Consider the following 25,272-nt stretch of genomic DNA (forward strand, 5'->3'; position numbering starts at 1 on the left):
TCTCTCTCTCAACAGTAATTTAATCTTTCTTCTTTTCTAATTTGCTTCGTTTTTTTTCTAATTCCTGCATTTCTTTCATGAATACTTCTATATCTTTAAATTGTCTATAGACACTCGCAAAACGAATATAAGCAACTTCATCGATCTGAGCTAATTCATCCATGACGAATTCTCCTATTCTATTGGATAAAATTTCACTTTCTCCGCAGTTTCTCACTTGGTGCTCTACGGTATCCACAATGCTCTCAATTTGATCCACAGAAATAGGTCTCTTTTCACAAGCTCTTATGATCCCTTTTAATATTTTTTCTCGATTGAATTCTTCTCTGTTTCCATTCTTTTTCACTACTAATAATGGGACTTGTTCAAGTCGTTCGAATGTCGTAAATCTAAAAGAACATTTCTCACATTCTCGTCTTCTTCGAATAGCCCGTCCATCATCTGCCGGCCTGCTATCCACAACTCTTGTCCCATTATATTGACAACGTGGACATTCCACTCTCATCATCCTTTTCTATATACTATACGTAATTTTCAGTCATTCTATTTTATCTATTTATTATAGCATACGCTTTTGTCACAAAGAAACAGGTTTCAGAATACGTCTTTACTATTAAGCAATAATGTACAAACCTCTGAAAGCCAAATTGGTAATCTTGGTTTCAGAGGTTTGTACACGCTTGATTCATTTATACTCTACTTACTTGTTAGCACAATTTTATTTGTTTAAGAATCCGTAGTCTTTCATCCACTGCCCCAGTTTCTCTTTTGTTTCTTGTTTAGAGCGATCATTCCAAATAACAAAGTCTGCACGGTTTATTTTTTCACTCAAATTCATTTGTGCCTTGATACGGTTCTTTGCTTCTTCTTCAGATAGAGAATCCCTATTCATTAACCTCTGCAGTTGTTCATTCTCTTCTATAGCAACAACCATAACTTTATCAACCAGTTTTTCGTAACTTGCTTCAAATAAGAGTGGAATATCAGCTATTATTAAATCATATCCCATTCTTTTTTTCTTTTCGATTTCTTGAATGATATTTCTTCTGATTTCTAAACTCAATAAATCATCAAGTACGTTTCTCTCTGTACTAGAATCAAAAATTATTGACCCTAATTTTTTTCGATCTAGTGTACCCTCGCAAGTTAAGATATCCTTACCGAAATGTTTTACAATCGATTCTAATCCTTTAGTTCCTGGTTCCACAACCCGTCTAGCAATTTCATCTGCGTCAATAACAGGTATTCCATAAGAAGCGAAGAGGGAAGCAACAAATGATTTTCCTGTAGAAATCCCACCAGTGAGCCCTAATACGAAAGTCATTCAACCTCACCTTTTTTCAGTTTTTGGCAATTGATACAAACATGCGTCCCTCTTTGAGCAACCTTTATTTTATCAATAGTTTGGCCGCATCTTTGACAGGCTGTTCCTTCTTTACCGTAAACTTTTAAATTATTTTGAAAATTCCCACTTTTTCCGAAAGCATTCTTGTATGTTCTAATCGTTGTCCCACCTTGCTCCACAGCTTTATTCATTATTTTAAGAATACTATGGTGCAAGTTTTTTGTTTCTTTAACTGAAAGTTGTTCAGCAGAAGAAACTGGGTGGATTGCTGCATCGAATAGAACTTCATCACAATAGATATTACCTAGACCAGCTACTGCTGTTTGATCAAGTAAAACTGCTTTAATTGATTTTTTATGCTTTTTTAATTCCTTCACAAACTCGTCAAGTACAAATGATTCTTTAAAAGGTTCTGGACCTAATTTATTCAAACTATCTATTTTATTGATTTTACTTGCTTCTATTAAACTCATTCTTCCAAATTTACGTACATCATTGTAACGTAGATCCATTCCCCCATCACAAATAAAGCGAACGTGTGTATGCTTAGATAAAGGGGCTGAGTGTTTGACCCACTCGTATTTACCTTCCATACGCAAATGAGAAATAAGCAGAAGATTTTCTATATGAAACAACAAAAATTTTCCTCTTCGATCTACTTCTGAAAAATTTTTTCCCTTTAATCTCTCAATAAATTGTGCTGGTTCCTCTGGATTGGCGATGATGTTATTCCACAAAACTTCAACAGCAAAAATCTTTTTACCAACTATAATTTGATTCAGTCCATTTTTTACATTTTCTACTTCTGGTAATTCAGGCATATTTTTCTTCCTTTACATTATTTTGCTTCATACCAACTGTCTCCAACACTACTTTCCACTTTTAAAGGAACGGATAAACTGACTGCATTTTCCATTACTTCTGAAACTAATTTTTCAAGAACTGGAATTTCTTCTGCTGGTGCTTCAAAAATCAATTCATCGTGTACTTGTAATAGCATGGTAGCTTTTAGTTTTGCTTCTTTAATCTTTTCTGCCATTTGAATCATTGCTACTTTTATAATATCTGCCGCACTGCCTTGAATAGGTGTATTCATAGCCGTTCTTTCAGCAAAAGTTCTTAAATTGAAGTTTCTTGAATTTATATCTGGAAGATAGCGTCTTCGATGAAATAATGTTTCTACAAATCCATTTTCTTTCGCTTCTCGAATAATTTCATCTATATATTTCTTCACACCAGGATAACGGTCAAAATACGTATCGATATATTCTTTCGCTTCTTTACGTGAAATATTTAAATTTTGAGATAATCCATAGTCACTTATACCGTATACTATTCCAAAGTTTACAGTTTTTGCATCTCTTCTCATGTTAGGTGTTACCTCGCTTGCATCTTTCAAATCGAATACTCTAATAGCAGTACTCGTATGAATATCCTGATTTTCTTTAAAAGCTTGAATAAGGTATTGGTCTTTTGAGATATGGGCCATAACACGCAATTCTATTTGAGAGTAATCCGATGCAAAAATTTTCCACCCTTTTTCTCTTGGAACAAAGGCTTGACGAATCTTTCTGCCTTCTTCCATACGCACAGGAATATTTTGTAAATTTGGATCAACCGAACTCAATCTCCCAGTTCGCGCAACTGTTTGCAGATAACGTGTATGAATTCTCCCTGTTTCTTTATTGATGACTTTTAGTAAGCCTTCTATATACGTTGATTGTAGCTTAGCTAATTGTCTATAATGCAGAATATCTTCAACGATTGGTGCCTGATCTTTTAATTTTTCTAAAACATCTTGTGCAGTCGAATATCCTGTTTTTGTTTTTTTAATGACTGGGTACCCCATTTTTTCAAAAAGAACTACCCCCAATTGTTTTGGAGAATTTAAATTAAACTCTTGACCTGCTTGTGCAAAAATCGTTTTTTCTATAGCAGTCAACTGCTCAGCAAAATCTATTTGCATGTCTTCTAATTTATTTTTATCGATAGAGATTCCTTGGATCTCCATGTCACCTAGTACAATGGCTAGCGGAAGCTCCATTTCCATTAATAAAGCTTCTTGATTATTTTCAATTAGCTGGTCGTTTAATTTAGAAGTTAATTTATCGATTGCAGTAATTTTCCGTGCCAAATGTGCAAACATTGTTTCCATATCTTCAGGCACATCTGTTTTCTTGCCTTTTCCATAAACGAGTACATCCGAAGAAATATTATAATAATCATGCTCTCCGGCAATATCGGCTAGATCTCCACTACTATCTTTGGCAGTGAGCAAATAAGAAGCTAATAAGATATCAAAACTTATTCCTTTAAGTTTTATTCCTAGTCGATTAAGTGCAACATAGGTTCTTTTAGCATCGAATGTCGTTTTTTGGTAGTCAGCATCCTGTGCCCATTTTTTAAAAACGGAGGAATTTTTGATCGTTTGCTCACTAGCGATGTATGTTTTAGTTTCATTGCCCCATGCTATTGCTTGTATCGGACTCAGATGATAATTATCATCAAACATTTCTATATATAGTGCTGTTTTTCCAGTAAACATTTCCGGTGTGATTTCTTCAATCATACTGTAATGAACAGTTTCCAACTCTTCTTTTTCAGTGTTGTATTCACTTGAATCTATTTTTTTTAAATGTGATTTGAAGTCCATTTCTTTATAGAACGCAATAAGTTTTTCCATATTTTTCCCCGAATAATTTAATGCATCTAGTTCCACATCAATAGGTGCGTCTGTATCAATAGTAGCCAGTCTTTTACTTAAAAATGCTGTTTCTTTTTCGTTGATCAAATTCTCTTTGCGCTTACTTTTTTTCATTTCATCTATGTGTTCGTATAGATTCTCAATTGTTTCATATTCTTTAAGCAATTTAAGTGCCGTTTTTTCACCTATATTTGTAACACCTGGGATGTTATCAGAACTATCCCCGGCTAGACCTTTCATATCAATAATTTGTTTCGGCGTAATCCCAAATTCTTCTTCGATATATTCTACGGAGTATTCTTGGATGTCACTAACCCCTTTTTTTGTAATATCTATTCTGACACTTGGGGTTGCTAGTTGAGTTAAGTCTCGGTCTCCGGTTAAAATAACGACTTCATACTCTTCCATTTCAGCTCTTTCAGATAAGGTACCAATGATATCATCCGCTTCATAATTTGGAAGCTCGTAAAATTTCATTCCAAATGCTTCGATCAGTTCTCTTATATATGGAATCTGCTCAGAAAACTCACCCGGCATACTCGACCTTCCACCCTTGTACTCTTTAAAGAACTCATGTCGGAAAGTGGTTTTCCCGGCATCAAAAGCTACTAAGACATGGGTTGGATTTTCCTTATTGATTACAGATTCCAACATGTTATGAAATCCATATAATGCATTTGTATGGAGGCCATTCTTATTTTTGAATTTTTGAAGTTGACCATGTAATCCGTAGAAGGCACGAAAAGCTACACTTAATCCATCAATTAGTAATAATTTCTTTTTGTTTTCCGTCATATTGTTCTCCCTTATACATTATAGTCTTCATTTGTTGAACTGTTTCTATACTATTCTATCAAAAACTCTTCGTACAAGCGAATAACGATACAAAAAAGCTATGATAATCTTTTAACTCAAAAGAAGACTATCATAGCTTTTTGTTTAGTTATTTCTCGGTGTAGTTTGACTCAACAATTTTTCGTATGCTTGTTCAAATTTTTGAACATCTCCTGCGCCCATAAATATTACGACGCTGTCATGATGTTTGAGTAGTGGAGATACATTATCCTCTAAAAGAATAGTAGCACCTTTAGAAATTTTTTCAGCTAAATTTTGGATTGTAACTTCACCTTTCTCTTCACGAGCAGAGGAAAAAATATCACACAAAAATATACTATCCGCTAAATTTAAAGCTTCACCAAATTCACTTAATAGCGCAACCGTCCTCGTGAAAGTGTGCGGTTGAAATACTGCTATAATTTCTTTGTGTGGGTATTTTTGCCTTGCAGAATCAAGTGTTGCTCTGATTTCTGCAGGATGATGCGCGTAATCGTCTATGATGATAACATCTTCTATTGATTTTTCGGTGAATCTTCTTTTTACACCTTTAAAAGTCAATAATCTATCTTGTACTTTTTCCATATCTAAATTTTCGTAATGACAGAATGCTATGACAGATAAGGCATTTAGTATTGTGTGTTTTCCAAATGTTGGTATAGTAAAATGACCAAAAAATTCCCCTCTTACATAAACATCAAATGAGGAACCTTCTTCAGATCTCGTCACATTTTTAGCTCGAAAATCATTAAATTCAGAAAAACCATAATATATAACGGGAACGGGAGCTGCTAACTCTCTTAATCGACTGTCATCTCCACAAGCAAAAATTCCTTTTTTAACCTGCTTAGACAATTGTTCGAAAGCAGAAAAAACATCATCTATATCAGAAAAATAATCTGGATGATCAAAATCAACGTTTGTGATAATAGCATAGTCCGGATGATAAGCCAAGAAATGTCTTCGATATTCACAAGCTTCTAAGACAAAGAAATCCGCATTTTGGATGCCTTTTCCGGTCCCATCTCCAATAAGATAACTTGTTTTTTCAATTCCGCTCATAACGTGAGATAAAAGACCGGTAGTGCTTGTTTTTCCGTGAGAACCTGTAATAGCTATGCTAGTATAATCATTCATGAATTCGCCTAGGAAATCATGATAGCGTAATACTGGAACACCTAACTCCTTGGCTCTCACAATTTCTTCATGACTATCTGGGAAAGCATTCCCAGCAATTACAGTCATCTTTGGTTTGATGTTGTCCTTATCAAAAATCAACATAGGAATCTGTTCTTCTTCTAAATTCTGTTGTGTAAAAAAATACTTTTTGATATCTGATCCTTGCACTTTGTAACCTTTATCATGCAATAGTAAGGCCAAAGCACTCATACCCGATCCTTTAATTCCCACAAAGTGGTAAAGAGTGTCTTGATTCATTTATTTATTTCCTCCAATTAACGTTACCCATAATACGTTTCTATTCTAATCCCTTTTGCTAGTATACTATAACGGATTGATTGACTTTTTGCTATAAAACATTAAAAAAATCACATTTTCTGTTCATTCTGTTTTATCTGAAAATAAACTAGACATGTTTTTATTCCTAGCTAATTGATTCTTTTGATCTTCTTCTATAATTCCAGTTAGTGTTTTTTTTAATCCTTTTCTTTTTATCAAACTGGGTGTTTGGCTCTTCTGTTTTGAAGATTTCTTTAATTTTAGCTGATTTTTCATGAAGTTTTCAAATAATATGAATTCATTTGATGATTTCTTTAAATTATCTTTTAGTGCTGAATAATTTATTTTTTCGACAACAGGTTTTTGACTATATCCGTAATAAGGTGATGGGATTTTTTTAACTTGAAACGGTGTCGAGTTTCGTTTGTACGAATTCTCTTTGCTTATATAATTCGATTGGACTGTTTTTTCTTCAAAATTTTTGGGCAACTCGTGAATAAATTTAGAAGAAAAGAGAGCATTTTTTTCAGTATTTTTATGCGTTTCCTTATTTACCATGTCTCTCTTCCTTTCTACACTCATCATTTATTACATAAACTTAATGCCTGTTTCGGCATCATCATCTAAAATCAGAATCCCTTTTCCTTCTCGATCCGATTCAATATTCAATTCTTTCGCAGAACAAATCATCCCATAGCTTTTTGTTCCTTTTAATTCTCCCGGCCATATGACCATTCCGTCAGGCATGATGGCTCCTATTTTAGCTACTACCACTTTTTTGTTTTCTTGAACATTAGATGCCCCACAAACAATTTGAACAATATTTCCATTATCAATTTCTGTTTGGGTAACATTGAGATGGTCTGACCCTTCAACTGGATGACACTCTTTTATTTTCCCTACTACAAACTTTGGTTCGCTATCTTGAATCAAAGTATAGTCAATTCCTTCTTTTTCTAACAAACCATTGAGCTTCGCTATTTGATTTTGATCTAATTGAAGAGGGCCATTTTTTTCAAACACTAAATAATTTGAAGCATGAAAAACATTCATTCCCAATATATCGTCTGTATCTTTATCTTTAATAACTACAACGTCTCCAAATTTTTTTGCTTTCTGATCTTCTAATTTGCTTTGAGAAAACATCAGAATCAAAACATCGTTCAACCCTCTATTGTTATAGGTGCTAATCAGCATTTACTTATCTCCTTAATTTTCAAAATTTTCGTTTTATCGTATCCAATGTACTTTTATCGAGACTTTTGACAACATGTAAAACCATTTCCTTAGCCGCTGCGTAATCATCTATATGAAATATAGATTGATGGGTGTGAATGTAACGTGCGGGAACTCCAATAACACTACTTGGTATACCTTCATTTTGAACATGAGCTGCAACAGCATCCGTTCCTCCCTTGGAAACAAAATATTGATAAGGTATATCATGTGTTTCAGCTGTATCCAATAAGAATTCGCGCATACCTTTTTGTAAAATCATTCCCGGATCTTGAATTCTAAGCAGGAACCCTTTTCCCAATTGACCGAATTCTTCATTATTTCCATTCGCATCGTTAGCAGGTGAACAATCCACTGCAAAAAAAGCATCGGGTTTAAATTTATTCACAGCCCCTTTTACGCCTCTAAGACCAACCTCTTCTTGTACGTTAGCCCCTGCTATAAGAGTATTCGGTAATTCCTGATTTTGTAATTCTTTTAGAGCTTCGAGAACAACTGTTACGCCATAACGATTGTCCCAAGCTTTTCCTAATATTTTTTTCCCGTTTGCCATTTTAATCGTTTCCGAATAAGGAGCTATAGGGTCTCCTGGACGTACTCCGTATTCCATTGCTTCTTCCCTTGAGTCAAAACCAGCGTCAAATAGAATGTCTTCTATAGAAAGTTCTTTAGATTCTCCTTTTTTCCCTCTTAGTAGATGTGGTGGTACGGAAGAAGAAACACAAGGATAATCTCCTTTTCTCGTCTGCAAAGTAAAGCGTTGAGAAGAAACTACATAAGGATTCCAGCCTCCCATAGGTAATACTTGGAATAGTCCATTTTTATTGATTCTCGAAACCATAAATCCTACTTCATCCATATGAGCAGCAATCATTAAACGCGGAGCTTGACTATCCTTATTTCTGCGGATACCAAAAACTCCTCCTAATCCATCCATTTGCACTTCATCTACAAGTGGTGTCATTTCTTTTTTCATAAAGTCTCTTACTTGATGTTCAAATCCTGAAACACCTTGAAGCTCTGTAACTTTTTTTATCAAATTAAAAGTTTGGTTATTCATAAAAATCCCAACAATATCTATTGGGGTCCCGCCTCCTTTATACTTATTTCTAATCATCTGTTATATTATACATGAAATACTGATTGTTTTTAACTATCTTCTCCCTGATTGTTCTTATTAATTCTGTTTCTAAAATTTCTATGTTATTATTAAAATAATTAATTAAAGTATTTTTATTATAAAAAGGAGGATTACACATGATACAAACACCTAAAAAATTTCTAGCAATAAGTGCAAGTGTATTAATAGGATTGGGCGCTTTACTGGGTTGGACGGGTCACTATTTTTATAGTACTAAAAAAACAATCAATGCTGACGACATTTTAAAGAAAGTTAAAAAACATTTCCTGGAAGAAGGGCCTATAGAAGGATCTTGGATAGAATTAACAAAAGTTCCTTTACGGAAGTTTGCTTATGATACTGATGTCTACTACGGAGGGGTTTCTCGTCTAGAAGAAAGCGAGCTTGTGCAATATGAATTCATTGCCGATGCTTACACAGGTAGTATCATGGACTTATACCGCGTATAAACTTAATAAAAAGACCCCAGCGAAGAATCTGTATTAGCTAAAGATTCTTCGTTGGGGTTTTTTTAAAAATAATAATTCCCTTAATTTTTCAATTGTTAAAAGTTGCTATGACCCGGTAAATGCGGTTTCCTTTTTTGGAAAACTTTTCTTCATATTCAGTCATAATATTTCCCTCAAATGAACTTTCATGTAAATTCAACCAAACTTCCTTTAAAGTCATTCCGAATTCAGAAAAACTGACAAGAGAATATTCAAATAAATTTTGATTATCTGTTTTTAGAATTAATTCACCTGAATTATCCATAACTGAAGAATATGATTCGAGGAAGGTGCGATACGTTAGCCTTCTTTTTTCATGTCTGTTTTTTGGCCAAGGATCAGAGAAATTCAAATATATCCTAGCAACTTCATTTACTTCAAAAAATTCTTTTAAGTTCGCTGCATCAAGTTGTAGTATTTGCAGATTAGGCAATTTTTCTTCTAATTGTTTTTCTAAAACAGATATTACTACACTCGTTTGTAATTCGATCCCTATAAAATTGATTTCAGGATATGTTTTGGCCATTTCAACTATAAATCGTCCTTTTCCAGTGCCGATTTCTAAATGAATCGGATGAGTATTGCCAAAGCGTTTTCCCCATTTGCCTTTCCAATCAGTTGGATTAAGTGTGACAAATTCTGGATGTTTTTCTAAAAAATCTTTTGCACCTGGTTTGTGTCTAAGTCTCATTGCATGTGATCTCCTTTCGTATTCCAAAAAAAGAAATGAGGTCAGTGGGATACACGTAACCTCAATCTCATTTTGCTAAATATTCTTTTAATAACACAATTTTTTCGTTCATTAAATGATAACGTGTTTGATGATGAAATAGTTTTATTTGCTGTATTAAAACAAATAGAACATACCAGTGAATTCTTTTTAAGAGCATGGGAGAAACGTCTACGCCATAATCCTTTAACCATTTTTCCCAAGCATTTTCTTCAATATAGTTGCTGAATAACATTCCAATATCATAAGCAGGATCAGCTAATATTGCCGAATCCCAGTCGACTAAATACAATGTATCTGTTTCGGATTGCAACCAATTTTTTTTATTCACATCCCCGTGACAAACAGTCATTTCATTTTCAGCAATAGTTATTGAACTATTCTCTAATCTATTTAACCCCTCAATAATTAATGGATGTTGTCTTAAATCTAAAGGTAGATCTAATTTTAACGATATCAAAAAATCACTTGGAGCTAGTTTCCTTCCTCCAACTCTTAAAAGCATCCGCCTTAAAGTAGACGAATAATGAATTCTATTCATCAGTTGGGCAACCTTTGCTGATGACATCTCATGATTTTTTAATGTCCGTCCATTACACCATTCTTGAGCAGTTAATACATCCCCATTCCCGATTCGCTTAGTCCATATTAATCGAGGAGTCACTCCTTCAACTGATAATGCTGCTAAAAAAGGAGAAGAGTTTCGCTTCAAAAATAGTTTTTCTTCATTTTTTATTCCCATATAAGCTTGCCCAGTATCCCCTCCTATGGGGTGCAATTTCCATCCTGTTTCTCGTTCAAGTTCCATTATTCATTCCCCATTTAACTGTTTTTATCAGTGCTTATAAGATTAGAGTGAAAAAGTGGAGACTCCCCCCACTTAAACTTTGCTTGTTAACTGCAAAAATCAGCTTACTTTTGCTGAATTTATTTTATTTTTATTTAAAAACTATTTTTGTCCGTTTGTTACTCTCGATTACTATTGTAGAGAGAAATTGACTACTCGTCAAGCATTGTCTCTAAAATTATGGTTATTTTATATTTATCTTTTCATCATGATTTGAAGTCGTTTAGGCGTGTATTTGTAAATGAAATAATAAATAAATAGTGATCCCGCTAAGACTATGGTTATGCCCTCTGATAATCCAACAAAGGAAAACGCAACGATAGCATAACTTATATTTGCTGATCCTAATAAATATAATAGCATTTTAGTTAAAGCAGCATAAAGACTTTCTTTTTGGACAGGATAAATTTCTAACAAACTTTGCTCATCAAAATAATTTATAAGCGGAATTAATTGAAAACCTATTAGATATAAAGAAACAATACTAAAGCCAACAATCAATAAAAAACTATCAACTAAAGGTAGTAAAACAAGTGTCAGAACCAATAAACGAGAATATAATCCACTATATGTTTGGGTGCGAAAAAAAACACGTAAAAAAAGGTAATAAAAAACATTTGCTGAATCGTGTTGGAAGAAATAAATGAGTTTATCAAAATACTTTCTTCTTTTTGGTTTTGAAATGACTATTGAAACATCTGTAAACAAGTTTATAAAACGATATATACTGTATAAACGTGTCTTTTCAAAAACAATGGCTTTCTCCCAATCCATTCGTTTAGTATTCCATTTTGAAACAATCAAATATGAACTACTTGCTACGAAAACAATTGCAAAAATTAAGCCAGTAATTATTGACTGATACAAACTTAAATAAAGGACAATTATATTTCCTAAGAAAATTAAAACTTTCCCTATCGCTAAGCTTCTATTTGATAGTAATTTCATAGAAAGCAGTTGGCTGATAAGTTGAACGTATTTTAATAGGACTAAAATAATAAATAAAAGACCAATAGTGAGGCTTGTTATTTCAGATGTTAGAATTAATACTGGCATACTGATATAACTAAGGATGATTAAAAACAAGCTTGGAAAAATCATGCTGAAAAAAGTATTTTTTAATACGGTCTCATTTATTTGTTTTTCCTTTGGTAAAAGATAAACCGCATCGCCTTCTTTAATATATGTTGCTATCCTACCAATATATATTGAAGAAAGTAGAATAATCAATACCCCCTCCTTAATCCATGGAGAATCCACTGTTAGGGTTTTTAGATATTCAGAATAGGAATAGCCTAACCCGCCCATTAAGAAAATCAAGACCAAAACAAAATGATCATTAAAGACATATTTAAGATAACGACTGATTGTTTTGTACTGTTCGCGTATCCTTCTTTTCCATATTATTTCGATGCTCATAATAACTTTCCTTCTTCTTTAGTTAATTCGATATATAAATCATCCAAAGAGGCGTTCGGCTGCTTAAATTGGGTTCGTAGTTCCTCTAAAGTTCCAGAAGCATATACTTCACCCTTATGCAGAATCACGAAAGAGTCGCAATACTTTTCAGCGGTTGCCAGCACATGGGTTGACATTAAAACAGACGCTCCCTTTTCCTTTTCTTCTACAAGCAATTTTAACAAATCATTAATTGCAATAGGATCTAAGCCGAGGAAAGGTTCATCAATAATAAATAATTGCGGACTGACCATGAAAGCTGTTACGATCATAACTTTTTGCTTCATTCCTTTTGAAAAAAAAGAAGGAAACCATTCTAGTCTATCTTCCAACCGAAAAATCTTAAGCAATTCTATGGCCCTTGTCCAAGATTTTTCAGATAAATCATATGCCATCATTGTAATTTCGAGGTGTTCTTTTAATGTCAATTCCTCGTACAAAACTGGAGTTTCAGGTACAAAACCTATTTTTTTGCGATAATCATTGGGACTATCATCTAGTGTTATCCCATCCAGTGTGATCGATCCTTCGAATGGAGCAAGTAAGCCGATAACGTTTTTTATTGTAGTACTTTTACCGGCGCCGTTTAAGCCGATCAACCCTACTATTTCTCTATCTTTTACGGAAAAAGATACATTCTTTAAGACTGGGAGTTGCGTATATCCACCAGTTAAATTATTAATTTCTAAGCTCACATCATTCACTCCTTTAATAAACCAATTTTACCATAGAAAAAAACTACTTTCCTTATTTAATCTTGCTGGTGAATTTTATACAACAAAATACCTTCTGATTCACAATTCAAGTGTTTTATGCTACATTTTAAGTACCAATGCTAATAGAAAAGAGGGTTCAGAATGTCAAATTGCGTTTTTTGTAAGATAATAAACAATGAAATCCCTTCGAAAAAAGTTTACGAAGATGACTCAATTTTAGCTATACTTGACATTTCTCAAGTTACACCAGGTCACACACTGATTATACCAAAAAAACACGTTCCGAATATTTATGAATATACTCCAGAATTTGCAGCTGAGATATTTTCAAGACTGCCAGCGGTAGCAAAGGCTGTAGGTTCTTTTGATCCTTCTGTTAAAGGGCTTAATATTCTAATTAATAATGGAGAGCTTGCGTCACAGACGGTATTTCATAGTCATATTCATTTACTCCCACGATATACAGAGGATGATGATTTTGGTTTGAAATGGGCTGACAATTCTTCCCAATATGATGAAGAAAAATTAAAAACAATTCAACAATCTATCAAAGATAATGTGGAGGGATAAATATGTCGAAATTCGGATTTGGAAAAGGTTTGTTAACAGGAGTGATTGCTGGCGGAATATACGGTTTAGTAAAGACCCCTCGTACAGGCAAAGAAAATCAAGAAATCGCTAAGGAATATATTGATGATGCAGCTTATCATTTTGATGATGTAACTTTAAAAGTTAAAAATTTGAAAAATTCCATTCAAAGATTAGTGGACGAAGGAAAAACAATTAACGAATCTGTAGTTCCTGCAGTCGAAAAAACAGTGAAAGAATTTCAATACGATATGGAACCTCGAGTTAGAAGGATTCAAGAAAAAATGGATAAAATAAATGATGATGTTGAACAATTAAATCAAGCTTTTCCTGATAACAATGTAAATCAATAGCTATGAAAGTTGGTCAAGAGTTGAAAATTCATTTTTCAACTCTTTTTAATTTTGAATTATTTATGAAGAATCTAAACAAAAACTGTGTAGATTCCAATTAGTACTTCAAATTCATTTATTCTCTACTCTTTCTATGCTATATTAATTAGGAGTCGAAGAGATTCAACAAAACTAATAGAATTTAGGATGTGTAATTTAGAAATGAAAAAATATATTTTAAGTGCAATTTTATTATCGGGATTGACTTTAGCTGGATGTTCTGGTGAAGATGTTGCTTCGTCAACTGCCGGAAAAATCAATCAAGACGACTTTTATGAAGAAATGAAAGAGAACTACGGTTCTGCAGTTTTACAACAAATGCTTTTAGAAGATGTTCTTAACGAAAAGTATGGTGATGTTGTTACAGATGAAAGACTCGATGAAACTTACAATCAAGAAGTCGAACGTTTTGGTGGAGAAGAAGCTTTAGAATACGCACTCCAGAGCCAAGGAATTAGTGCTGAAGATTATAAAGCTAACATTCGTTTAAACCTTCTAGTTGAAGAAGCAGTCAAAGAGAATGCTGACTTTAGCAAGGAAGAAATTCAAGCTGCCTATGATGAGTATCAGCCTACCGTAACGGCTGCTCATATTCTTGTTGAAGAAGAAGAAAAAGCAGTCGATTTGATTTCTCAAATAAATGAGGGTGCAGACTTTGCTGAATTAGCAAAAGAACACTCTACTGATACTGGTTCTGCTGAACAAGGTGGAGAACTAACATTTGGACCGGGTGAAATGGTTCCAGAATTTGAAACTGCAGCTTATAGTTTAGATGAAGGTGAAGTTGCTCAAGAACCCGTTAAATCAGAATATGGTTACCATATAGTCAAGACTATTGAAAAAAGTGAAAAAGGCTCTTTAGAAGATGAAAGTGAAAATATTGAGTCTCTCCTATTAGAAGAAAAATTAGCAGATGATGCGTATGTACAATCAGTACTCTCTAAGATAGTTCAAGATGCAAACATTCAAATTATGGATGATGATCTTTCAGATGCAATGCAAGCGTTCATGCCAGCTCCTGAAGTAGAAGAAACTGAAGGTATGGAAGATTCTGCTCAAGAAGCTCCTGAAGACTCTGAGACAACTGATACCGCTGATGGTGAAGATAGCGAATAACTTAATTACAACGTAAAAGAGGTCGAGACATTGTCTCGACCTCTTTTTTTGTTACACATTTAAACTTTTTCAATTAAAAATTTTTTTATTCTTTTATGTTTGGATTATAGAAAGAGCGATTATCTAGCCCAAATATTCTTTCGGTAAAAGTCCCGGGTTGAGTTTTATCCAGCGTATCATTCAGCATTGCAATAGAGGCATCTAGATTGTCTATAAAATACAAAACCTCAGCTTCTCTCAATTTAGGACGAGTAGGAGAACCATATTCAAGATGTCCATGGTGAGACAAGACCATATGTTTCAATAAAATAATATCTTCTAATGATTGATCGATTTTCAGTGCTTCACATGCTTGAGAAATTTCTTCATCTACTAGGACTATGTGTCCGATCATGTTTCCTTCTAAAGTATATTCAGTTGTAGCCGGATCAGTTAATTCAATTACTTTCCCTAAATCATGGAGCAGTAACCCCGAAAATAGCAATGGTTTGTTTAAATTGTATTGCTCAGATAAGAACCTTGCAATCTTCAACATTGACACTGTATGAAAGGCTAAGCCTCCACTAAACGCATGGTGAATTTTTTTTGCTGCTGGCATTTGAAAGAAAGCTTTTTTATGTTTATTCAAAATATAGCGGACAATCCGGTTCATATTGGCATTTGTAATTTCAAAAATAGCTTCATTGACTAACTCTGCCATTTCTTCAGTCTTCATGGGAGCTCTTTCTATATATAATTCAGGTGCTTTGGGCTCACCATTCTCGGCTAAACGCATTGAAAATATTTTCAGTTGGGGGTGACCTTGGTATAATTCCCTTTTACCATTAATTTTAACGACTTCCCCTGCCAAATAGGTTGTTATATCCTCTTCAGATGCATCCCAATATTTTGCATCCATTTGCCCACTTGTGTCTTGAAAAGTAAATGCAATAAATTTTTTCCCGTTTTTCGCTACTCGTTCATCTGCATTCTTAACTAACAAAAAAATGTCCACTGTGTCATCATTTTGATGTTCATATAATTTTTTATTCATTATTGGCTCCTCCCGGTATCTTTATTTTTTCATTATAACATGGTTATTTGGGCAGAAGATAGACGTTCTTCGTATGGACGATTAAAAGTAAAGAAGAGTATTTGATGGGTCACACTAAATTCCTGCAACAAATCCCACATTCTATCATTACGTTCAGAATCAAAATTGACGAACCCTTCATCAATTAAGATGGGTAACATCATTTTATCTTCGATATTTTTGATAAATGCTAAACGCAAAGAAATATAGAGTTGTTCAGCGGTCCCTCTTGATAACTCATTTGCTCCAAAAAATTGCCCCTCCTTATTCAACACGTTCACTCTATCTTCTTCAATATGAACACTTCTATATTTATTCATAGTTAAATACGAAAAATAAATGGATGCGTCCTCAATCGTTTGAGGTGTTCTATCTTTTTTAGCGAAGCTTAAAGTTTTCTCAATCAGCGCAGCAGCTAGTTTTCGTTTCACCCAAGCATCGACCAGTTCTTGTATTTCAGCTTGTTCACTAGCTAAGTCTTGCATGAGTGCGGTTAGGGTCCCATCTTTCTCTAATTGGTCAATTTCAACTTTTTTTCTTGCATTATCATTTCTAAGTTCTACAACTTCTTCAACTGAACTTCTGATTTTTTCATTTAATTGTTTGATATTCTCTTCTAATTGTTCACTCGTTTGATAATTAGAATGTTGTTTAATTAGATCCACGGTTTCATCAATATGCTTTACCTGTTCTTGTATCATTGCCATTCTATCTTTTTTCCGTTGATAGTCTTCTATGCTCTTATATTTCAACTTCATTTCTTCTTCGTTACTCACTTCATATTTTTTTAAAAACATCATTTTTTCATTTAGCAGATGTCGTTGAGTTTTAACTAGACGATTCAAATCGTATTTTATCGAATCGATTTTTGCAATATTCTCTTTTTTTTGATTTTTTTCATTTTTAGCTTTTTCAATCAGTTGTTGGATATCTTTAAAAATCAGACTATATTCTTCAGATAAATTGACAAACTCTTCAAATACCTGCATTTCTCTGACCCATTCATCTAACCTGTTTTTGACTTTCTCTATTTCTGCTTCTAGATTATTCAACTCTGTTGCATACTGATTTATCTTTTCAAATAGAGTCCCTTCAAGTAGATCAATCGGCCTGAATGAATTGGGTATTTGTTTTTTTTCTAAAAATATATTCCACTTTTTTAAAATTGTTTCTTTATCCGTTAAGTTTTTTTCCAAACTGGCATTTAAACTAAGAATCTCTCTTTCTACATTATCCAGTTCAGCTAACTTTTCTTGCCAATTCTTTCGCCATTCTTTTTGATGAATAAATTCTTCATAGGTCCAATCAGTTTCCTTTTGTTTGTTTTTAATGAATTTCCTATCTTTATAGTGTTTAAATGAAATTCCAGCTAGAGCGATCAATGAAACTAACGCAGTCGCTTTGTTATTAGAAAAAATCAGTAATAATATCATCAGCATAGATAATCCTATTATGGCAACCCAAAAGGTCATAGGTGCATACATTTTTACAGATCTTCCTGTATTTTTATTCTGATCGTTTTCATAGTAAAATTCAGCTTTATTATATTTTTCTGGGGGATGTAACTTCATTTCTAGTTCATCAATTTCTTTTAATAATTGTTCCTTTTTATATTCACTATGATTTTGTTCTTTTATATATTTTTCTCTTAATGACTTCAGATTTTGTATCTCCTGATTCTTTCTTTCAATAAGCTCCATTTCATCTTCAGCAAAAACAATTGGCAACTGAATAGTTAAAGGAAATCCATGTTTCAATTGTTCATGATACAAACTACTTTTGGCTTTTTCATTTTCTTTCATCAGATGTTGATAGTCACTAATTTTTTCTCGGATAAAATCAGAGTTTTCAAGCATCGATTTTATGTCATCGTTGTTCTTTTGATAAAATCTTAACTCTTTTGAAATGCTAAATACTTGCTGGTATTCTTCCAGTTTAGTTTGTGATTCATTTAAAGATTTTTGTATAGTTGCTAACTCTTTATTGTAATGTTGCAGCTGATAAAGACCATCTTTAGGTAAGAAGGTAACAGATGTTTTCTCTACCTCATACCTCAATTTTTCCAGTTCATTTAATTGGTTCCAGTATTTTTTTATTTCATCTTTTTGTTTTTTTTCATTTTTAAATTCTTCTATTGTTAGTTCAATGCTACTCAGTTTTTCTTCGTTAATATTGAGATCTTTTTTTAACGTATTGTATGTTTTAAATGATTCTTTGGCTCTATTGACATTCGTTTGTTTTTTCTTTAAAACCATTAATTTTTTATTGATTTCGGGGACTCTTCCAGTTGGTTTAAATAATTTTGTAGCATCTTTATTTAACTTGTCAGCTTCTTCTAAATATCTTTCGGTACCCAATGTTCCTGCACTTAAAAAATACCTTTCCAATTTAGCACGATTGAATTTGTGAACATTTCTAAGTCCCTCTAAGTCTAATGAAAAAATACTATTATACCAATCTTTATTCATACCATAAAGTATTTCACTCAGTTTGTCATCTGACCCTACAGACCCATCAGAAAAAAGCACACTCACTTCTCCACTGCCTTTTCCCTTTATCCTCTCTATTTCAACCAATCCGTATCTTTGATCTTCAATAATTATTTTCCCACCATATTGACTGCCTATTTTCGGTTCATAACGTAATTCTGAACTGATTTTACTTGGAAATCCAAATAAGATGCTATGGATAAAGGAAAGTAAAGTAGATTTTCCAGCTTCATTTTCTCCATAAATTATATGAAGATTATCTGAAAAATCAAACTGAGCATCCACCCATTTCCCATATCCATAAATGAATAGTTTTTTAACTTTCATTCTCACTATCTCCTTTAGTTCCTATCAAATGAGTCAACTCTTCTATTGACTCGTTTACAATTTTCTTTCGATAATCTTCATCTCTTGGTTGGAGAAAAGAAAACTCAGCATTGTTTTTAAATAAATCATTCGTGATTCTATTAAATTCTTCTTCGGATAGTAAACTTTCTATAGCTTTTTCCCATTCTTCTGGGAACATCTTTTTCAGAGCAAGTTCCTTAAAATCACCTGTTAAGTGTACATTACATTTATATACCCATACAAAATTTCTCCCTATTTTATTCAACTGTAAAATATCCAAGAAATCATCCGATACCAATTTATTGTACAAATCATTGGAAATATTTTTGACATTGAGCTTCAAACGAACAAAATAGTTTTTTTCTGTCATTTTCATTTTCTTTAACTGAGTGAGTATTTCTTGAATGATTGTATTTAATGAATTTAATTCAGTACAATTTATATCTAGTGTTTGCCAAATGATTTGGCTTGCTTCTTGAAAAACGATCTCATTTCCCCAATCAGCCAATTTAACTGAAAGAAAACCCTTCGTTCCTTCTTCATTTTTATGTCTACCTTGAATATTCCCAGAGTAATAAACCGGAGGATGCGAGGAAAGTTGCTGTCTTTTATGGATGTGTCCCAAAGCCCAGTAATCGTATCCTTTATCTTTTAAGTCTCGGATTGTAAAAGGAGCATATTTTGCATGTTTTGCAGCATTACCTTCATTATATCCATGTAGTAAGCCAATTTGCCATGCATCCTCATTTTTTTTAGTGGGATAACCATCTGTTTTATTTTCTTCGATCCATCTAGAATTATAGCTGAATCCCGTTAAATTGACTTTCTCATTTTTATCAGTCACCAACTGAACAGTTTCCGGTTGGATACCAAAAACATAGACATTGTCCGGCATATCCATTGTTAAATTCAAATCACTAATGAAGTCGTGATTTCCATGGACTATGTATACTGGTATTGCTGATTCATTTAACCGTTCCAATTCTTTTTTTAAAAATGCCTGTGCTTTTATACTCCTATCTTCCGAATCATAAATATCCCCTACCAATAACATAAAATCTATTTTTTCTATAATAGCATTTGAAACTATCTGATGAAATGCATCGAAAGTAGAGTTTCTTACTTCTTTCCATAAATTTTCTGGTAGATACCTTAGTCCTTTAAACGGACTATCTAAATGTAAATCAGCCACATGGAAAAAATGAATCATTTGAATCACTTCCTTCAGTTAAAGTATTCTAAAAAAAAGGGGGGGACATATGTTCTTTTTCGTTTCAAAAAAAGCTCGCTGCTCAACAGCGAGCTTTCAACATTCACTTTTTATGCTTGGTATAATTCACGAACAGGTTTAAGAATAACTTGATTTACATCATCGATCATTTGGCCTACCTGTTTTTCTGCTTCAAGCAAGTCATTGATCACTTCGTTATTTCCTATTTTGCCTGATAATTCTTGTGCTTTTTGAACTTCTGGTTCAGAAATTTCTTGACCTGACATTTGTTTTTGTTGTAAATTTTGTTGAACCTCACGAAATTCTTGGAAAAGAGGATTTGCTTCTTCGTCAGCTTGAACTTTTGCGAAAGCTTTTTTCAAATTAAGATATACATCTGTCTCTCTTAATTCTTTTTCTAATTGGTTTGCTGTATCATAAACATTTACAGTCATATTTCCCATCCCTTCAATTCATTGATTTCTTACTTTACTAATTGTAACATTAATTAGAATAGCTTCCAACCGCCAATTTCTGGCTTTATTAATTAGTGATTTTATCTTTTATAAAATCAAAAACATCTCTCGTCCGTTCCTTGAGGATAGACGTTCCCTCTTTCACTTGTTCTTCTACTCTTTTTATCGTCTCTTTTAGATTCCCGTTCATATATGGAGAATCTTTGCTTTCGGCTAAGCTAGCTGCATCTTCAGTATCAAACGTGGTTTGTTCGGTATACGGCAGCATTTTTTCTAATTGTAACTCTAATACTTCTCCAATTCCTTTGGAACTTGTGCTGTTTAGGTAGTGATCTGTCGTAGTATAATCATAACCCATCCAACTAGCAACTACTAAATCTGGTGTATAACCAACAACCCACTGATCATTGACCCCAACTCTGGAATCTGTTTGAGTAGTTCCTGTTTTACCTGCTACTGAAAATCCATCTGGTTTATTATTTTTAGCAGTTCCATTCTCGAAAACACCTAACAAAAGACTATTCATTGTTTCAGCATTTTCAGCAGAGGTGACTTTTGTTTCTTTTACTTCCGTATTATCCACAACAACTGCACCAGTTGCATCAACAATTTTTGTTATTAAATGTCCTTCTTTTCTTATTCCTTCATTTGCAAATGTACTATATGCACTAGCCATTTCCAAAGGAGAAACACCGTTTAGCATACCTCCTAGAGCTAGTGAAGATAAATTCTCATCTTCTTTTGAAATTGTTAAGCCGAACGCTCTTGCTTTTTTCGCTGAACGTTCAATACCTACTTCATTCAATAGCCAGACGGTCGGTGCATTCAAACTTTTTTCTACAGCTTCATAAAACGGCACTTTCCCAGTAGGAGAATACGTTTTGGATAAATTTTCTGGTGTAAAATCATCTTCTCCATAGGTCAATTTTTCATCAACTAGTAAATCATCTACGTCAAATCCTGCTTCTAAGGCAGGTGCAAACACTCCGATTGGTTTCATTACTGATCCAGGCTGTCTTTCCATCTGTGTAGCTCGATTATATCCTCTAAAAGTATATTCTCCTCTTCCACCGACAAGAGCTGTGACACCGCCTGTTTTGGGGTCTATTGAAACAGAAGCACTTTGGGCTAAAGTTCCATCTGGTGCCTGTTCGAACAAACTATCTTCTTGGAAAACTTCATCCATTGCTTGCTGATGGTTAGGATTTAAACTCGTATAGACCTTGTACCCACTATTAAGCAAATCTTCTTCAAGAAAACCGTATTCCTTAATGGCTTCATTAATTACTGCATCAAAATAATATGGATAGCGATAGCCATTTTGAGAATTAAATTGGTCGGATAAAATCAATTCTGTATCTTGGGCGCTCTTTTTATCTTCTTCGCTAATTTTATTGTTTGTCTCCATGAGAGACAAAACAATCGCTCTTCGTTCTTTCGAACGTTCCCTATTATCGATCGGATTATAATGCGAAGGTGCTTTTAGCATTCCGGCTAGCGTTGCTGCTTCAGCCAGTTCTATGTCTTCAGCATTTTTTCCAAAGTATTTCATTGAAGCATCTTCTACTCCCCAAACACCTTGACCAAAATAAGCATTGTTTAAATACATTTCGAATATTTCTTCTTTCTCATATGTTTTTTCTATTTCAACTGCAATTAATAATTCTTTTAGTTTACGCAGTAAGGTTTGGTCTAAGTTAAGATACGCATTTTTTGCTAATTGCTGCGTTATCGTGCTCCCCCCACCAACAATACTTCCTTTATTGATTACAAATCCAAAAGCTGCTCGAGCTATTCCAATTGGATCAAAACCGTAATGGGTATAAAATCGTTTATCTTCAGTAGATAAAACTGCATCTTGTATTTCCAAATCTATTTGTTCCAGTTTAACGAATGTGCCTTTTTGAGCATACAACGTCCCTGCTTCTTCGCCGGTATGATCATAAATTGTAGTAGTTTGTTGCAAGGATGCCTGTAAGGATTTTATATTTTGATTTTTAGCTTGATAAAATAATAAGCTAAAAGTAACCAATAAAGACGTCATAATCAAAAGTAAGGATATTTTGGTCAAATGAAACTTTTTCCAATGCTTTTTAATAAATTTCCTTGAAGAAATCAAAAGAGGTTTTAGCCATTTCCAAAATCCAAGACTAATTTCTTTAAATATTTTTTTGTATTTTTCCAGATTCATAATCATTCAATCCTTACTATGTCAATTTATCCTAGTTAGTTTACCAAAAAAACTCACAGGAAACATCCATCTTTAGGATGAACCTGTGAATTCTTTTTACTTTCTTATTTTTTCTGTTGAACTGCATCTGTCAATTCATTAAGAATCTCGCTGATTTCTTTTTCATCTTTTGCATTTGCACCGCTTGCTAGAGGATGACCTCCACCCTCATGTTTCTTAGCGATTTCATTGATGACTGTCCTTTTAGATCGTATCCGACAACGATAAGCTTTATTTTGTTGTTGAACAAATATGACCCAGGCTTCTATGCCCTGAATACCCCCTGGCAAAGAAACTACTGCGGAGGTGTCACTATCTACCAAGTCAAAATCTTTTAATATTTTCTTTGTGAGCACAATGTGTCCGACACCCACTGAATTCACCTGAAGATTTTGTAAAACGTATCCTTTTAATCGCGCAATTTTAAGCTCAACTTGATTCATCGCATCATTAACTTCTGTATGGGAGAATTCTTGTTCCATTAAAAATCCCGCCAATTCCATTGTTTTAGTTGAGGTCGCCGGATAAAGAAAGCGATTGGTGTCTCCCACTATACCTGCATACAATAATCGAGCAGCCTCCGAATTCAGGGTAAGTTCAGGAGTTGATTTCACTAAATCAGCGATGAGTTCACATGTGCTACTGCTCGAAGCATCCACCCATTGAATCGATCCATAGGGTTCTTCGTTCGGATGATGATCAATTTTAATGATATCTTTTCCCTCGGAGTAATTTCTATCTGAAATCCTATCCGTGTTTGCAGTATCAACTACGATTACAAGTGCATTTGAATAAGTATCGGATTCGATTGAATCCATTGAAGAAAGAAAACTCAAATCACCTGGGTCATCTCCTACAATATATACTTCTTTATCAGGGTAATTGTGTTGAATAACTTCCTTTAACCCTGCTTGGGAACCGATTGCATCTGGATCCGGTCTCACATGGCGGTGAATGATTATTCGTTTATACTCTCTTATTTTTTCAAGAATATCTTTTTTTATATTTGAGTTTCTATTCAATTAACTTCCTCCTAATTTTTTTGAATCAATTGGCAAACGACAATAGCCTTAGCTGCTAATCCATTCTCGCTGTATAATTCAATATCCATCCTCGCTGATTTTCTTCCTATATCAAATATCTTTGGAATGATCGTGATCTCCGCACCAAATTGAATCAATTTGAAGTAATGAAGACTCATTTGTTCGACTACCAAATTTCGCTTATGAACGCTTGCCAAAGCTTTATAAGCCGATTCAGAAACGACCTCACTTAATACTCCAAATGAAATCGTACCTACATTGTTTGTCATTTGAGGGGTCACAGAAAATTTTAATTCCATCGTTTCGCTTGATTCCATAGTCTCTTCTGGAACTTTTATTAGTCGGTTAATTTGGTCTGCAATAGTGTCTCCCATTTGAGGTTGTCTTTGAGCAGATTGCATTGCTTTCATCACATCTTGTCTAGAAATAATTCCCTTAAGGGTCAAATCATCTTTCACCACTGGCATTACTTCTAAACCGTCCCAAATCATTGTATGAGCAACACTTGCTACGCTCATGTGAGTTTTTACATAATAGGGATTTCTTGTCATGACGCGATCGATTTTCATTTTATCTTGTTTACCAATGACATCTTTAGCTGTAACTATACCAACCAATCGATTACTTTTTCCTACTATTGGAAAGCGAGTATGTCCACTCGCTTCATTCAATTTACGGTAATCATCAACGGTATCATCAACGGATAAATACTCTGTCTGATTTAGTTTAGTATAAATATCTTCGGTCAACATAATTTCTTTTTTAATTAGTTGATCAGTCATTGCACGGTTAATCATGGCTGCCACAGTGAACGTATCGTATGAAGTGGTCATCAAAGGTAATTCTTTTCCATTTGCTAAATCAATAATTTCTTTTTCTGTTCCAAATCCACCAGTTATCAGCACTGCTGCTCCGTTTTCTAAAGCTAATCGCTGTGCTTCTTCTCGATTCCCCACTATCATTAGCGATTCTTTGGAGATATATCGGACCATAGCTTCTTCTTTCATTGCTCCAATAATAAATTTAGTCAGTGTTTTTTGGAGTCCCTTCTCTCCTCCTAAAACCTCTCCTTCAATCACACTTAATACTTCTGAAAAAGTTAAATTTTTAATGGCCTCTTTCCGCTTTTTTTCTATCCGTATAGTTCCCACCCTTTGAATAGTAGATACTAATCCATGGTTTTCTGCATCTTTGATTGCACGATAAGCTGTTCCTTCACTTACATCCATAGCTTTTGCGATCAATCTTACGGATATTTTTTCTCCTATAGGTAGTGATTCAATATGCTTAATTATTTTTTCATGTTTAGTAGCCATAAATGTATCTCCATTCTTAACTCGCTAAATTAGAT

The 25,272-nt window shown here is 33.8% G+C and carries 23 protein-coding genes; 4 read left to right on the forward strand and 19 right to left on the reverse strand.

Annotation, left to right across the window (positions count from 1 at the left end):
* Positions 1-19: 19 nt before the first annotated feature.
* The 8 genes from nrdR to pepA all read right to left on the reverse strand — a co-directional run bounded on the left by nrdR (position 20) and on the right by pepA (position 8,637).
* Entirely contained in the window at positions 20-499 is a 480-nt protein-coding gene (gene nrdR / locus H626_RS0101195) for a transcriptional regulator NrdR (RefSeq protein WP_027107705.1), read from the reverse strand.
* 219 nt (positions 500-718) lie between these two features.
* On the reverse strand, positions 719-1,324 hold the full coding sequence (coaE, locus tag H626_RS0101200) for a dephospho-CoA kinase (protein WP_027107706.1): 606 nt from the start codon (positions 1,322-1,324) through the stop codon (positions 719-721).
* Complete coding sequence (gene mutM, locus H626_RS0101205) at positions 1,321-2,166, reverse strand: DNA-formamidopyrimidine glycosylase (protein WP_027107707.1); 846 nt, start codon at positions 2,164-2,166, stop codon at positions 1,321-1,323. Before mutM ends, coaE begins: the two co-directional genes overlap by 4 nt.
* A gap of 17 nt (positions 2,167-2,183) precedes the next feature.
* A complete protein-coding gene (polA, locus tag H626_RS0101210) occupies positions 2,184-4,844 on the reverse strand; it encodes a DNA polymerase I (RefSeq protein ID WP_027107708.1) in 2,661 nt (886 codons plus the stop codon).
* A gap of 144 nt (positions 4,845-4,988) precedes the next feature.
* Positions 4,989-6,320, reverse strand: a complete 1,332-nt coding sequence (murC, locus tag H626_RS0101215; protein WP_027107709.1) for a UDP-N-acetylmuramate--L-alanine ligase — start codon at positions 6,318-6,320, stop codon at positions 4,989-4,991.
* A 123-nt stretch (positions 6,321-6,443) separates the two neighbouring features.
* Positions 6,444-6,899, reverse strand: a complete 456-nt coding sequence (locus tag H626_RS0101220) for a hypothetical protein (protein WP_027107710.1) — start codon at positions 6,897-6,899, stop codon at positions 6,444-6,446.
* Positions 6,900-6,929: 30 nt separating this feature from the next.
* The gene (gene ytpR, locus H626_RS0101225) at positions 6,930-7,538 is read right to left on the reverse strand and encodes a YtpR family tRNA-binding protein (protein ID WP_051237695.1); all 609 of its coding nucleotides are present in this window, start codon (positions 7,536-7,538) and stop codon (positions 6,930-6,932) included.
* Between the two features lie 19 nt (positions 7,539-7,557).
* The gene (gene pepA, locus H626_RS0101230) at positions 7,558-8,637 is read right to left on the reverse strand and encodes a glutamyl aminopeptidase (RefSeq protein WP_027107712.1); all 1,080 of its coding nucleotides are present in this window, start codon (positions 8,635-8,637) and stop codon (positions 7,558-7,560) included.
* Between the two features lie 197 nt (positions 8,638-8,834).
* Between pepA and H626_RS0101240 the strand changes: the two genes are divergently transcribed.
* Positions 8,835-9,167: a PepSY domain-containing protein gene (locus tag H626_RS0101240; protein ID WP_051237696.1), complete on the forward strand. Its 333-nt coding sequence runs from the start codon at positions 8,835-8,837 to the stop codon at positions 9,165-9,167.
* A gap of 88 nt (positions 9,168-9,255) precedes the next feature.
* On the opposite strand, the gene trmB is transcribed toward H626_RS0101240, so the two are convergent.
* The 4 genes from trmB to H626_RS0101260 all read right to left on the reverse strand — a co-directional run bounded on the left by trmB (position 9,256) and on the right by H626_RS0101260 (position 12,936).
* Positions 9,256-9,897 carry a tRNA (guanosine(46)-N7)-methyltransferase TrmB gene (trmB, locus tag H626_RS0101245; RefSeq protein WP_027107714.1) on the reverse strand — a complete coding sequence of 214 codons (642 nt, stop codon included), beginning with the start codon at positions 9,895-9,897 and terminating at the stop codon, positions 9,256-9,258.
* A 67-nt stretch (positions 9,898-9,964) separates the two neighbouring features.
* Positions 9,965-10,744 carry a phosphotransferase family protein gene (locus H626_RS0101250; protein WP_027107715.1) on the reverse strand — a complete coding sequence of 260 codons (780 nt, stop codon included), beginning with the start codon at positions 10,742-10,744 and terminating at the stop codon, positions 9,965-9,967.
* A 234-nt stretch (positions 10,745-10,978) separates the two neighbouring features.
* Positions 10,979-12,202: an ABC transporter permease gene (locus H626_RS10330; protein ID WP_051237697.1), complete on the reverse strand. Its 1,224-nt coding sequence runs from the start codon at positions 12,200-12,202 to the stop codon at positions 10,979-10,981.
* The gene (locus H626_RS0101260) at positions 12,199-12,936 is read right to left on the reverse strand and encodes an ABC transporter ATP-binding protein (RefSeq protein ID WP_027107716.1); all 738 of its coding nucleotides are present in this window, start codon (positions 12,934-12,936) and stop codon (positions 12,199-12,201) included. Before H626_RS0101260 ends, H626_RS10330 begins: the two co-directional genes overlap by 4 nt.
* A gap of 162 nt (positions 12,937-13,098) precedes the next feature.
* On the opposite strand from H626_RS0101260, the gene H626_RS0101265 reads away from it, so the two are divergent.
* The 3 genes from H626_RS0101265 (at position 13,099) to H626_RS10335 (ending at position 15,053) form a co-directional block, all read left to right on the forward strand.
* Positions 13,099-13,527 (forward strand): HIT family protein, encoded by a 429-nt coding sequence (locus H626_RS0101265; RefSeq protein WP_027107717.1) that lies wholly within the window; start codon positions 13,099-13,101, stop codon positions 13,525-13,527.
* A 2-nt stretch (positions 13,528-13,529) separates the two neighbouring features.
* Entirely contained in the window at positions 13,530-13,898 is a 369-nt protein-coding gene (locus H626_RS0101270; protein WP_027107718.1) for a YtxH domain-containing protein, read from the forward strand.
* A gap of 201 nt (positions 13,899-14,099) precedes the next feature.
* Positions 14,100-15,053 (forward strand): peptidylprolyl isomerase, encoded by a 954-nt coding sequence (locus H626_RS10335; RefSeq protein WP_035618304.1) that lies wholly within the window; start codon positions 14,100-14,102, stop codon positions 15,051-15,053.
* Positions 15,054-15,138: 85 nt separating this feature from the next.
* On the opposite strand, the gene H626_RS0101280 is transcribed toward H626_RS10335, so the two are convergent.
* The 7 genes from H626_RS0101280 to H626_RS0101310 all read right to left on the reverse strand — a co-directional run bounded on the left by H626_RS0101280 (position 15,139) and on the right by H626_RS0101310 (position 25,237).
* Positions 15,139-16,086 (reverse strand): 3'-5' exoribonuclease YhaM family protein, encoded by a 948-nt coding sequence (locus H626_RS0101280; RefSeq protein WP_027107719.1) that lies wholly within the window; start codon positions 16,084-16,086, stop codon positions 15,139-15,141.
* 32 nt (positions 16,087-16,118) lie between these two features.
* Complete coding sequence (locus H626_RS0101285) at positions 16,119-18,941, reverse strand: ATP-binding protein (RefSeq protein ID WP_027107720.1); 2,823 nt, start codon at positions 18,939-18,941, stop codon at positions 16,119-16,121.
* Complete coding sequence (locus H626_RS10340) at positions 18,931-20,172, reverse strand: metallophosphoesterase family protein (protein WP_027107721.1); 1,242 nt, start codon at positions 20,170-20,172, stop codon at positions 18,931-18,933. Before H626_RS10340 ends, H626_RS0101285 begins: the two co-directional genes overlap by 11 nt.
* Positions 20,173-20,282: 110 nt before the next feature.
* Entirely contained in the window at positions 20,283-20,627 is a 345-nt protein-coding gene (locus H626_RS0101295) for a YlbF/YmcA family competence regulator (protein ID WP_027107722.1), read from the reverse strand.
* An 88-nt stretch (positions 20,628-20,715) separates the two neighbouring features.
* A complete protein-coding gene (locus H626_RS0101300) occupies positions 20,716-22,839 on the reverse strand; it encodes a PBP1A family penicillin-binding protein (RefSeq protein WP_027107723.1) in 2,124 nt (707 codons plus the stop codon).
* 104 nt (positions 22,840-22,943) lie between these two features.
* Positions 22,944-23,900 carry a DHH family phosphoesterase gene (locus H626_RS0101305; RefSeq protein ID WP_027107724.1) on the reverse strand — a complete coding sequence of 319 codons (957 nt, stop codon included), beginning with the start codon at positions 23,898-23,900 and terminating at the stop codon, positions 22,944-22,946.
* A gap of 11 nt (positions 23,901-23,911) precedes the next feature.
* Positions 23,912-25,237, reverse strand: coding sequence for a DRTGG domain-containing protein (locus H626_RS0101310; protein ID WP_027107725.1), 1,326 nt, complete (start codon positions 25,235-25,237; stop codon positions 23,912-23,914).
* Positions 25,238-25,272 lie beyond the last annotated feature (35 nt).

The organism is Lacticigenium naphthae DSM 19658, from assembly GCF_000425865.1.
GTDB lineage: Bacteria > Bacillota > Bacilli > Lactobacillales > Carnobacteriaceae_A > Lacticigenium > Lacticigenium naphthae.

Coding starts and splice junctions, on each gene's coding strand:
- H626_RS10340 (WP_027107721.1), bottom strand. CDS start 20,172: ATGATTCATTTTTTCCATGTGGCTGATTTACATTTAGATAGTCCGTTT.
- H626_RS10335 (WP_035618304.1), top strand. CDS start 14,100: ATGAAAAAATATATTTTAAGTGCAATTTTATTATCGGGATTGACTTTA.
- H626_RS0101300 (WP_027107723.1), bottom strand. CDS start 22,839: ATGAATCTGGAAAAATACAAAAAAATATTTAAAGAAATTAGTCTTGGA.
- ytpR (WP_051237695.1), bottom strand. CDS start 7,538: ATGCTGATTAGCACCTATAACAATAGAGGGTTGAACGATGTTTTGATT.
- trmB (WP_027107714.1), bottom strand. CDS start 9,897: ATGAGACTTAGACACAAACCAGGTGCAAAAGATTTTTTAGAAAAACAT.
- H626_RS0101250 (WP_027107715.1), bottom strand. CDS start 10,744: ATGGAACTTGAACGAGAAACAGGATGGAAATTGCACCCCATAGGAGGG.
- H626_RS0101265 (WP_027107717.1), top strand. CDS start 13,099: ATGTCAAATTGCGTTTTTTGTAAGATAATAAACAATGAAATCCCTTCG.
- H626_RS0101220 (WP_027107710.1), bottom strand. CDS start 6,899: ATGGTAAATAAGGAAACGCATAAAAATACTGAAAAAAATGCTCTCTTT.
- mutM (WP_027107707.1), bottom strand. CDS start 2,166: ATGCCTGAATTACCAGAAGTAGAAAATGTAAAAAATGGACTGAATCAA.
- H626_RS0101285 (WP_027107720.1), bottom strand. CDS start 18,941: ATGAAAGTTAAAAAACTATTCATTTATGGATATGGGAAATGGGTGGAT.
- pepA (WP_027107712.1), bottom strand. CDS start 8,637: ATGAATAACCAAACTTTTAATTTGATAAAAAAAGTTACAGAGCTTCAA.
- polA (WP_027107708.1), bottom strand. CDS start 4,844: ATGACGGAAAACAAAAAGAAATTATTACTAATTGATGGATTAAGTGTA.
- H626_RS0101240 (WP_051237696.1), top strand. CDS start 8,835: ATGATACAAACACCTAAAAAATTTCTAGCAATAAGTGCAAGTGTATTA.
- H626_RS0101270 (WP_027107718.1), top strand. CDS start 13,530: ATGTCGAAATTCGGATTTGGAAAAGGTTTGTTAACAGGAGTGATTGCT.
- H626_RS0101295 (WP_027107722.1), bottom strand. CDS start 20,627: ATGACTGTAAATGTTTATGATACAGCAAACCAATTAGAAAAAGAATTA.
- H626_RS0101280 (WP_027107719.1), bottom strand. CDS start 16,086: ATGAATAAAAAATTATATGAACATCAAAATGATGACACAGTGGACATT.
- coaE (WP_027107706.1), bottom strand. CDS start 1,324: ATGACTTTCGTATTAGGGCTCACTGGTGGGATTTCTACAGGAAAATCA.
- murC (WP_027107709.1), bottom strand. CDS start 6,320: ATGAATCAAGACACTCTTTACCACTTTGTGGGAATTAAAGGATCGGGT.
- H626_RS10330 (WP_051237697.1), bottom strand. CDS start 12,202: ATGAGCATCGAAATAATATGGAAAAGAAGGATACGCGAACAGTACAAA.
- H626_RS0101310 (WP_027107725.1), bottom strand. CDS start 25,237: ATGGCTACTAAACATGAAAAAATAATTAAGCATATTGAATCACTACCT.